7 protein-coding genes are annotated in these 11,084 nt (G+C 60.0%); all 7 read right to left on the bottom strand.

The genetic code is table 11. The features are described 5' to 3' along the window. Positions 1-1,430 (bottom strand): hypothetical protein (locus B7Z66_14795; protein ID OYV74917.1); only part of this gene is annotated, 1,430 nt, incomplete at its 3' end. 191 nt (positions 1,431-1,621) lie between these two features. Beyond that, complete coding sequence (locus tag B7Z66_14800; protein ID OYV74918.1) at positions 1,622-3,232, bottom strand: hypothetical protein; 1,611 nt, start codon at positions 3,230-3,232, stop codon at positions 1,622-1,624. A 7-nt stretch (positions 3,233-3,239) separates the two neighbouring features. Next, positions 3,240-4,826, bottom strand: a complete 1,587-nt coding sequence (locus B7Z66_14805) for a VPLPA-CTERM-specific exosortase XrtD (GenBank protein ID OYV74919.1) — start codon at positions 4,824-4,826, stop codon at positions 3,240-3,242. Between the two features lie 110 nt (positions 4,827-4,936). Further along, complete coding sequence (locus B7Z66_14810) at positions 4,937-5,563, bottom strand: SAM-dependent methyltransferase (GenBank protein ID OYV74920.1); 627 nt, start codon at positions 5,561-5,563, stop codon at positions 4,937-4,939. Between the two features lie 167 nt (positions 5,564-5,730). Beyond that, a complete protein-coding gene (locus B7Z66_14815; GenBank protein OYV74921.1) occupies positions 5,731-6,291 on the bottom strand; it encodes a hypothetical protein in 561 nt (186 codons plus the stop codon). 3,226 nt (positions 6,292-9,517) lie between these two features. Next, positions 9,518-10,222: a hypothetical protein gene (locus B7Z66_14820; protein OYV74922.1), complete on the bottom strand. Its 705-nt coding sequence runs from the start codon at positions 10,220-10,222 to the stop codon at positions 9,518-9,520. A 74-nt stretch (positions 10,223-10,296) separates the two neighbouring features. Next, positions 10,297-11,070, bottom strand: coding sequence for a hypothetical protein (locus B7Z66_14825; protein OYV74923.1), 774 nt, complete (start codon positions 11,068-11,070; stop codon positions 10,297-10,299). Between the last annotated feature and the right edge of the window lie 14 nt (positions 11,071-11,084).

Raw genomic sequence — 11,084 nt, forward strand, 5'->3', positions numbered from 1 at the left:
AACAGACCAAGGTTATTGGGATCCACCTTCAGGCCCTTGCCCACCTCGTCCAGCGCCTTCTTCTGATCACCCGACTGCAGGAAGAATCGCGCCAGCCGCACCCGCGCCCCGGGATCTTTGGGATTGAGCTGCGCCGCCCGCTGCAGATTGTCGCGCGCCAGCTCCGGCTCGTGGTTCCGCAGGTGCGCCATCGCCAACAGCGTCAGCACCTCTACGGAGTCCGGTTGATCCTTCAGAAGCCCGCGGAAGGCAGCTACAGCCGCCAGGGGTTTGCCTTGCTGTAGGGCAATCTTCCCCTGGAGCAACAACGCCCCGTTGTCCCCGGGATTGTTCTTGAGCACCCCGTCGATCAGACCCTGCGCTTTGGCGAGCTTGTTTTCCCCCGCGTAAAGCGAGGCCAGCATGTCGCGGGCCCGGAGTCCGACCGGGTTGGTGAGGTCCTCGCCCTTATCGGCAATGATCTGCTTGTAGACCGCCTTCGCCTTCCCCGGGTTATCGGCCTGCGCGTACAAACCTGCCAGCGCGAATCTCAGATCGTAGAGATCCGGATGCGCCGCGCTTGCGGTCTGCAACTCCTGCTCGGCCTCGGCTACGCTCTTGCGCTTGGCGAGAAAATCAGCCAATACCAAATACGGCTTGGCCTTTTCTGGGTCGATCCGGGTTGCGTCCCGCAGCGTCTTCTCCGCCTCCCCAAGCTTTCCGGTCTGTGCATAAAAGATCGCCAGCGCGGTGCGGTAGTCCGGGTTGTCCGGCGCGAGTTCCACCACCTTGCGATAGACCCGCTCCGCGTTGTCGGGCTGTTTCGCGCCCACATAGAAGCGCGCTAGCCAGAGCCGCAAGGGAATGTTCTTCGGATTGTCCCGGATCGCGTCCTCCAGAGTCGTCCCCGCCTTGGCCTTGGGACCCAGGTCCGCGTAGAGGTTGGCGAGCAGGATCGCCGCGTCGGTGTTGTGTGAGTCCTTCTGGAACAGGCTGCGTGCCTGCGCCAGCGCCTCCTGCTTCTTGCCCTCGGTGGCGAGAACCGCCGCCTGTACGGTCAATGCGCCCGGGTCCCCGGGCTTTAACGCCAGAATGGCCTTGATCGTCTCGTGCGCCTTGTCGAGTTGGTGGACGGCGAGATAGATCCGCGCCAGCTTCTCGCGCGGCTCCACGTATTTGGGGTCCTGATCCGCCGCCGACTTGTACTGGCCGAACGCGCGGCGCATATCACCTTCATGCTGCAGGACGGTACCGAGGAGGTAATGACCCTCCGCGTTCTTCGGCTCGATCTGCAAGGCATTGCGGAGTTCGACGCCCGCCTTGGCGTATTCACCTTTCGCCAGGAAGGTCTGCCCACGCTTCAGGTAGGCATGCATCCGATCCTCGCGGCTGCCACAACCCGCGACCGACAGCGCCACCACCAGGATTACCAGCCACCGGCCGGCACTCATCGATCGTCTCATGCCATCTCTCCTGAAGAACGCTCGTGCCATCGACGGCGCCGGGTTGCAGCCCCACCGCGTGCCGCGCCGTTTCGGCGCGTCGCCAGGTACCGGCAAGTATTTGGCCATCATAGCAGAAGTAAAGCCCCGGACACCGCCTCCACACCCAGCCGATCGGGCAGGGGCGGTCTGGGCAGCGCTCAGAACAAGCCGCGGGCGAGCGCCGCCAGGACCGCAAGGATGCCGATGGTCAGACAGTTCCAGCGCCCACGCATGCGGCGCATCGCGATCTCACCACAATAGAAAAGGAGCACCAATTCTACCACCATCGGGGCCAGGCCGGCATCGATCATCCCTTGCTCGTACAGGATCCCGATCCCGATCGCCACGGCGATCACCAACAGGTCCGTTGGCGTAGTCCGGAACGTGGTGTCATGGGTGTATCGAATCGAAAAATACATGGCAACGCCGATCAGCGAAAGGAGTCCGATCTGCACCGCGTGGCTCGTGCCGGTCCCGTAGCCCCCACTGATGTGGATCACGTAGACTGCGAAGGCGATTGCGGGGAAGACCAGCAGCCGAAGCGGTAAAAACCGCATTCGGTCACCGACGATCAGCCGCGCGCCCAAGAGCAGCAATACCCCAGCGGCGCTGAGTTCGATGTCGCGCGGCACCCCGGGGACGGCCAAGGCACCCGACAGCAGGTACAAAGGCATCCCGCAGGTGATCACGAGGGCCGGGATCCTACGCGACCATGGGCTGCGGTCCACGGCGCCGACCCAGTCCGTGAGCCGCGAGTGGGTGACGCCGTGCAGCACGCGACCCGCCCGTACCACCACCAGCAGGAACCCCGCCGCGAGCGCAAGATAGACGCCGACCACAACCCCGTCGGTGTAGTAACGCAGCAGCACGGCGGCCGAGATAAAGGCAATCTGCGCCAGGTAGATCACGGCCACCGCCTCGTAGTGGGCCAATCCACCGGAGAGCAGGCGGTGATGGACATGCCCCTGGTCGGGGGCGAACGGCGATCTCCCCGCGCGGATCCGCCGGACCATCACATACACCGTATCGATGATCGGGACCCCCACCAGCAGCAGGGGCAGCGCCGGATTGAGCGCGGTGTTCGTATGCTGGGTCAACTGAATCGCCAGCACCACAATCGCGAATCCCAGGAACTGGCTCCCGGTGTCGCCCATAAACACCTTGGCCGGATACGTATTGAAGCGCAGAAACCCGAAGATTGCCCCGCCCACCGCCGCGCAGGTAACCACCAGATCCGCGCCGCCCGACGAATACCCCAGCAGCGAGATCCCCGCCAGGGAGAGCAGCGAGATCCCGGCCGCTAGACCGTCCAGCCCATCCGACAGGTTGATCGCGTTGGTCACCCCGACGATCGCAACGATCGTAAGCGGGATCGCGAACCCGTCAGAAACCGGCATCAGGCCAAAAAACGGGCAAACCGAAATCTTGACGCCGCCCAGCACCACCACGATAGCCGCCGCCACGAACTGGCCGGCGAACTTCAGCCGATAGCCGAGATTGCGTACGTCATCCCAGACGCCGAATAGCAACAACACCGCGAGCCCCGGCAACAGCCCCCGCAGCGCCCAATGCATCGGGCCCCAGATCGCCAGCGCCACGACGGAGCCGAGCACCATCGCGACTCCACCCACCCGCGGGACCGGAATCGTATGGACCTTGCGGTCTCCGGGCTCGTCGACGAGCGCATAGCGGCGCCCCAAGGCCGCCAATGGTGGGATCAGCGTCATCGTGACCGCCAAGGCGATGATGAATGTCATGAACAGCACCACGGAGGCGTCAATCCGGCACGTACGTCGGCAGGATCGGCGCAAGGCGGCGGGCGAATGCGGTCAGCCGTTGGTCGGCGGCCTTGAGGGTTCCATTGGGCCCCACCATCGTGACGAGCCTCACCAGGGCGCCGTCGGTCCGGTGGCGGGTGATCGAATCCACCAGAATGTAATACTTCGCCGCATATTCATTCGTGATAACCCGCCCGCGTTCCTGGAACCAGTAGTAGACGAGCTGCTGATACCCCTCCCGGGAGATCACCACCCGGTTGACGCGCAGCGGGACCCCGCTCACGCTGACGCCCTTGACGTAGTGCAGGCCAATACTCGTCATGAGCCAGCCACCACCGGGAAGGCACGCCTTGGGCGAGTGGGGCACCTTGTTGGCGCGTTGCACGTCGTAGTAACCGATATACAGATTGACCGGATCTTGGCTCCTCGGGTCCCGGTAATCCGCCAGAATGTAGTCGTCCAGATTGAGCGAACGCAGGTAGATCTCCCCCAACGCGTCTGGCGTTCCAGTCCACGGCCCCAGTCGCAACGGAAACTCGGTGAAACTTCTCCGTGCCGGAATCACGTCCTTGGCGTTGGGAATCATCAGCGCAGAGATCCCGACCACCAGGAGCAAGGCACACGCCCACCAGAACGCTGTTGGAATCCGGCGCGCACGCACCGGCACGCCTGGGGGCGTAGGGGCGGGAAAATCGAGACTGAACGCCTCGCGGAATGGCCTGCGATCGCGGCCGATCCGGGTGAGCACCCACATCTCCGCCAGCAGCAATAAAATACAGGCCATGAAGATTGCCCACCCCTCAAACCAGTGCAGGAACCCCTCGGCCTGACTGATCCCCCAGTACCCGACCAACATTCCGATCACACCGATGCGGAAGCTGTTCATGAATACCGTGATCGGGAGTGCCGACAAAAACACCACAGCACGTTTCCAGAGCGCCGCCTGATAGAGGTAAGCCGCGACGAACGCCAACGTCGTCAGCGGGAACAGATAACGCAACCCGCTGCACGCCTCGACGACCTGGAGCTTGTAGACCCCCAGGTCGATCACATTGCCCTCCAGAAACACCGGAACGTTAAAGAGGTGGATGAGATCCACACCCAGTCGCGAGGAGAGCAGCTGCAGGTTATTCGACAAGGTTTGGTAAAAAAAACCGGGCAGCGGAATGGCGAATCCCAGCAACAGCAACGGCACGGCGACGGTCCGGAAGGCCTTAGTTCCGTAGAACGCCCAGAACATGCCGAGCACCGTAAAGAACACGCCGTACTGGATCACCGTATGCACGGCACCGAGCCGACCTGCAAGGGAGACCAGAAGACCGAGCGCCACGAGCGCCACCCCGGCGCTGGAACCGGTGAAAACCAACGCTTCCAGCCGATCTTTGCGCTGCCAGATGAGGAACGCGCTGATAAAGGGGATCAGATAGGCATAGCCGTACTCCGGCTGCGCCCACGACCGGACGAGGAATCCCAGGCTCCCGCGAAACACCCACGACAGCAACGCGAGCAGCAGGGAAAAGAGCGCCCACGATCCAATCGGCGTGCGCCATAGTCCGCCCTCTCGCGGCGCTGTGTTGCTGACCATGACTCCTCCTAAGGTCCGGCTAGAGACTGTTATCTTCGGCTGAGGGTATGTGCACTGGCCGTGCCGCTTGGAAACCGGATGGGGCTGGGCTGGGCGGCACGCGCACCGGATCAGAGCTTACGGGCAACCATTACCATGCTTTTCCAGAGCAGCGGCACGCGTCCCACGCCGGAGAACCCGACCACATGGTACCCGCCGCGTTCCAGAAGTGCGGTCAGCGTCGCGCGCGACCAGAACTTGATGTGCCCGCCCTCCCACAAGGGCGCATGGTGGGAATCCCAACGATCAAGCAGGGCCAGCGTCAAATTCTTGAGATACCCATGGTAGGGTGTCGTCACGATCAGATGTCCACCCTCCTTCACCAGTGGATGCGCGAACTCAGGCAGCCTGTGGGGACTATAGAGGTGTTCGACCACCTCTGTCGAAACCACAGCGTCAAAGGACGCCTCACCGACGGCCTCCGGAGGCGATCCGATTTCCACTACTTCGAACCGGATATCCGGGCTACGCGATCGCGCGAGCTCGATCCCCCGCCTATCTGCGTCGCAACCGACCACCTCGTAGCCCGCGTCCTTGAGTGTCCTGCACAAGAATCCGTTTCCGCACCCCAGGTCAAGGACGCGACGCGCACCCAGCCGCCCTAACCAGGAAATCACCGCCGGTTCTATATACCGGTGCGAGCCCGTGCGCTCTGCGTCGCGCCACCCATAGTCCTCGACAGCGTGAATATCCCCCATCTCCGAAATCGCCCCGTATCCACCCGGCGACGCCACGCCCCCGGGAGATTCATCGTATTACCGGGCAAGGTTTTTTTCCAGTCCAAGCTTGTTCCAACGACACATGAGCCTGAAGTTGGGTGTAATTCCGGCGGGAGATCAGCCTCAAGGCGGTCCGGGGTCGAGCATCATCGAGGATGATGCTCGTGAGCCTGAAGACCCATGCTCTCCAGCGGCTGGAGCAGATCAGCGCCTTCCTCAGAGGCCATCCAACCCCTCGGTTTTGCTGCCCCGGGCCGGCCGGCTACCCGTTGGTCGCCGCGGAACTGCGCCGCATCGCCTATGCTCGGCTTCCCCAGCCAAACAAAGGGTAGCCGTACCGCTATCTGGGGAACGTCACCGGGGTCTCGCGAGCCCAGATTGCCCGCCTTATCGACCAATTCCGCGAGTGTGGCCGCATCATTGACCGCGGCGGCCCGCCGGCCGAACCGTTTCCCCTCCGCTATACCCCCGCCGATGTTCGCCTGCTGGCCGAGCTCGACACCCTGCACGCCGCCCTCTCGGGACCGGCCACCCGCAAGCTCTGTGAACGCGCCTACCGGGTGTTCGGCCAGACCCGCCAGGAAGCTTGCTTGGCCGCCACCTTCAATGGCCACCTCTGCAAGCTCAGACAGTCGAAGACCCATACGCGTGTGCGTCGCTTGCACCAGCCACGCGTTGCGTCTGGTATCCACCAGTACCAACGTCATCGGGCGTCCTGCAGGTTAGATAACGAAGCTGTCGGTTAAGAATCATCGAGCCGTCGGTAGTCTACGCGCTCGGTCGAAATAACGGAAAGCACCTTACCGTTCTGCACCCTGGTTCACCGATCCCCATTGGTGCAACTCCAGAAAATACGCGCTGTTAAAGTGCGGTAGATACGGGTATTTGCTACTTCCTTTCCCGCGCGCCTACTAGTTCCAAGTTTGGAAACAGTATCTTACCTAACACCCCGCGAACTGGTACAGACATTGCAACACCGCAGGCAAAGCCGTTAGGTAACGGCTGTGGTACTCGCCGACTAAAACCGATTACTCGGTATCTGTTGGGCTTTGAGCTTTTGAGGGGGTCCGTGCCCGGCCTCAACTTGGGGCAGGGCAGTGCCACTGATAGAGGAGTACTTCGGCCATGAGTTCTATTTCATCGTTCTCCCTGCCAATTGGGGCTCGGCTGGCAACCGTGTTTGCGTTGGCTGTCGCAGGAACCGTCCTACCGTCAGCGCCGGTGTACGCGTCGACCGTTTGGTACAATACGGATAGCAACTTCAACGCGACCAATCTCTCTTATTTGATCGGACTGCTTTTTAACGGAAGCTGCGGAAGTGGCACGTTCTGTACCAACGGGATCACGAGCTTCGGCATCTTCCGTCCGGGTAATACCTCGTTGAATCCATCGCTGGGTTACCTGCCAGTCAACGCAAAAAACGATACCATTTCGTTCAGCTCGCAAAGCCCGAATTTGAGCCTGAGTAACCTCAACGGCAACACATTTACGCTTTATGGGTCGAACAAATTCCTGCTGGGCGCTACGACGAGCCCTACACCGTCTAGCGGAGCTTGGGTAGGTGACAGTGGGTATCGCACAATCACCCCGGGCTCCCAGTACTACGTGTTGTTCCCGGCCGGGTCCGTGCCACCGGCAACGCTGGAGGCGACCGACATCGCACCCGTTTTAGTGCGCCTGCCAGCGGCGCTGTGGTTGTTCGTCTCGGGAATTTTCGGCTTGGTTTGCGTCGCCAGGAGGCGCGTACCGTCAACAGAAGACCCGAGACGCGAAGAAACACGTTTCGGCGTGTGTGTGCAAAACCCAGTAACATTGGGCCGCGCAGACCACCTATGAAACCGTGAAGCCGTGGACCAGGGTCCGCCGGCTCACGCGCTAAGGTGGTGGATAGACGATACCCCCAAATGCCGCGGCATACCGCGCGGGCATCAATGCGGTAGCAGGGCACACGCACTAGCTCCGCCTATCGCAACGGTGACCACGATGGGTGCCGGCGGACCCAATGGGCAGCATGTACTCACTTTGCCCGCGCGGGTGTCGGCATGGGGCGCTGCAACACTGCGACTACCAGTGCTGTATACTCGGAGCGCTTGCTTCGTCCTGCTCAGGTTGCACGGTATCCTGCTGGCCAGGAGAAGGAGTGGGTATTGTTGCTCACGTCTGTGTAGAACGGCCAGGAGGCATCACCTTCGAGCAACTGGATGCAATTGCCGATCCCATCGGCGACAATGAGCCAGCCCAATCCCCCAACGAAGTCCGGGGTCAGCGGTTCCGTTCCATTAACAACACCGACAACCCGGCCGCCTGAACCAGCTCACCAACCCCCCCGTTCAGGCTCTTCTCTGAGAGGTGAACCCCACTCCTTGAACATTGACTGGGTGATGAGAGGTGCTTTCCTCCATCATGAGCAACAGACTCTGGAGGAAAGCAGTGATTTGGGCACCAAACGCCAATGACCAGAAGAAGGAGGTCACCACCATGGAAAAGGGTACGCCAAAGCAGAGCCATGACGTCGAGATCGTTGAGCGCCAGATCCACGACCATCTCGGAAAGCGCATGCGGGGCTTGGTCTAGGGGCCGCTGAACGCGTTCTACCACATGGATCACCCTACTACGGCAGCCGGCGCACCAGAGACTACAGGATGAGGGCCATCGGGCCAACGGTAAGCGTGTGCAGCGCCTGATGCATACCACGGGGCTGGCAGCACTGCACCCGAAGTGCAGCCTGAATCTGGCCGACCAAGCGCACAAGGTCTATTCGTACCTGCTGAGAAACCCCGTGATCGGCCGTCCGAGCCAGGTACTCTACGTTCTACGATACCAAGCGACGGCATTCGTCGCTTGACAGGCAGACACCAGACAGTGTGTATTACCATGAAGCCGCCAGGATCGCGGCATGACCCGGGCGGCATGACCCGGCGCAGCACGTATCGCGCCGCCTAAATTTTGGTGTCCATTTATCACTGGACCCGAACGGCCCAGACATCCATACCCAGGTTGCGCCCATGCTCCCAGACGAAGCGAAGTGGCTCGGAACAGTCTTGTCCACGGTGGATCCCCATTCAATCTCACCGATCTTGAACGTTGGGGCTTCTACAGAAAAGTTTCGCCGCGAGATCCAACCGTGGATAAACGAATTTGTGATTGCGCCCGCGACCCGAAACGGCATTCGATTTATACACGCAGATATAAAAAAAGATGTTGGGATCGATATTTCAGGAGACCTGACGGATCCGCATTTTTTGGAGACTCTAGCCAGCCTCCAACTTAAAAGTATCTTATGCGCGAACTTATTAGAGCACGTCGAGGATCGGATGGCCATCTGCCGGGCACTCGAAGGCGTTCTGGAGCCCGGGGGGCTATTGATCGTTACAGTCCCTTACCGATACCCCTATCATCCCGATCCGATCGACACGGGATTTCGGCCGACACCGGAGGAACTGTTTACCTTTTTCCCCAACTGTTCGATAGCGACGTCCACGATACTTCCGTGCGGAACCTATCTGAATCGACTACTTGCGGATCGTTCCCTATTCGCAAAGACGCTCTTGCGGCTTTCCGTTCCGTTTTACCGACCGCGATCCTGGTGGAACGCAGCGCGATACCTCCCGTGGCTATTTAAACAGTACCGCGTTACATGCGTTGTTTTTCAGAGGCGATGACTCGCGCAACGCCCCCGTCTGGCACGACCCTGGAGCAAAGATCACGGACTTCCCGTTTCGGGGACCGAGTCAAGCAATCTGATGGCTATCAGAAGCACCTTTGGGAAATTCTGAATCAAGTACCCCGAAAGCCCGATGCCTGTCGGTAGCCCGCGTTTCCCCCAAGCTCGTGGGCCCGGCGTTTGGGATCTTAGAGCAACTTGGCGTTGTCACTTCAACACAATTTCGGCACCTTTCGGGCATGCTCACGACCCACCAACCTTCGGTGCAATTAGCTTGTACGCAGGATGAATGCGAACTCTTCGTTGGTAGGTGAAATAGAAAATAGCAGGTACCCGGTTTGACGAAGCATCTCTATCGCATCCTTCGTCCGACCACTGCCGATATTTGGGAGACGGTGATGAAACTCAACCAATAGTTGTGCGGGGAAAATCTTTGATGCCACCAAGTCGCCGATAACTTCGTACTCAGCGCCCTCAATATCCATCTTCAGGACATCTATGTGCGTGTGGCCTAGCTCACGCATTACCGTCGCAAGTCGCTTCACAGGCGCGGATATCGTAGCCCCATCGGCCGACGGACGATCCGTCAGCGTGTAGGAAACGTGCGCGGGATTCTCCGGGGGATTAAACTGTAGCATCCCGTCAGTTGCTGCTATCCCATACTGATGCATGATAAACCCATCGGGGAGCTTCTGACTCATTATCCATTTTATAGATTTCGGCGTAGGGTCGAATGCATGTACCGTTAATTTGAACCTGTCGATAAGCGCTCGTTCAAAAGAAATATCTTCTCCCACCCCAAATGAATATATGACAGGATCACGCACGAGGTGTTCAATCGCCAAATCCCAACCGCCGTATTCAGAACCGAATCGTTCTTTCCGAACACGCACATCTCGCCTCACAAGGAGATCCCTGCCGACAAGAATCCTACCTACGGTTCGTAATCTTCGCACTATCGATCGCATTCGCATGTTCACTCCCGGCGTGGGTGTGCAAGGGGCGCCTACAGCAGCATCGCCTCCTTACCGCTGGATTATCCTTCGAGTTATCTAGTCCGGAAATGTCGACGATAGGCAGCCTCAAGGTACTCTGATATACGTTCCCAGGTATAGCTCTTTCTCACCAGCGCGAGCCCTTCTTGCCCCATTCTGGTTCTAAGAGCGGAACTCCGCAGGATCCTTGATGCCGCGTCTGCCAACTCAGCGACGCTGAGCGGAACGACTAGCCCCGCACCCGCAGTAGCGACCTCGGGGAAATGGCAATTCTCAGTAATTAGGACAGGGCAACCGATCGCCAGGGCCTCGGTTATGGCCATACTGAACCCCTCCTGGCGGCTTGGGAGGCAAAAACATGCCGCATCCGCCAACGCCTCGGATTTGGCCGACCCATACAGCGGGCCAGTAACAAGGACACGATTCGCAAACCCCGCATTGCGAACCCGCCCCTCGAAGTCCGCCAGGGCTCCGCCATCAGGACCCACCACGACGAGTCTCACTTCCGGGATTGCCGAGGCAACCTTAGCAAACATCGCAGCGAGGAAATCCAACCCCTTCTTATAGTGCAGCCGGCTTAAAAAAAGAATGTATGGCGAATTCTCCAGCTGTGGGTACCTAAGGTAAAATCTCCCGGGATTCGGTCGCTTACCGACCTCCGCGGCAAAGACCCCATTCGGTACCACCACCATTGGCGTGCCAAGCCGAAGAGGTTCCAGCAGCTTCCCTTCGTCCTCATTGAGCACATGTAAAAAGCTCGCGTCGCGTAGGAGACGGCGACGCCCCAAGACCAGGCCGAGCCGCTTTTTCCACCGTTTCTGGGCCAAGCTCCAAGGATCGA

The sequence above is a fragment of the Chromatiales bacterium 21-64-14 genome (assembly GCA_002255365.1).
Classification (GTDB): Bacteria; Pseudomonadota; Gammaproteobacteria; order 21-64-14; family 21-64-14; genus 21-64-14.

Bases quoted from the DNA above. Each gene is read 5' to 3' on its own strand.
- B7Z66_14805 (OYV74919.1), bottom strand. From the start codon at position 4,826: ATGGTCAGCAACACAGCGCCGCGAGAGGGCGGACTATGGCGCACGCCG.
- B7Z66_14810 (OYV74920.1), bottom strand. From the start codon at position 5,563: ATGGGGGATATTCACGCTGTCGAGGACTATGGGTGGCGCGACGCAGAG.
- B7Z66_14815 (OYV74921.1), bottom strand. From the start codon at position 6,291: ATGACGTTGGTACTGGTGGATACCAGACGCAACGCGTGGCTGGTGCAA.
- B7Z66_14820 (OYV74922.1), bottom strand. From the start codon at position 10,222: ATGCGAATGCGATCGATAGTGCGAAGATTACGAACCGTAGGTAGGATT.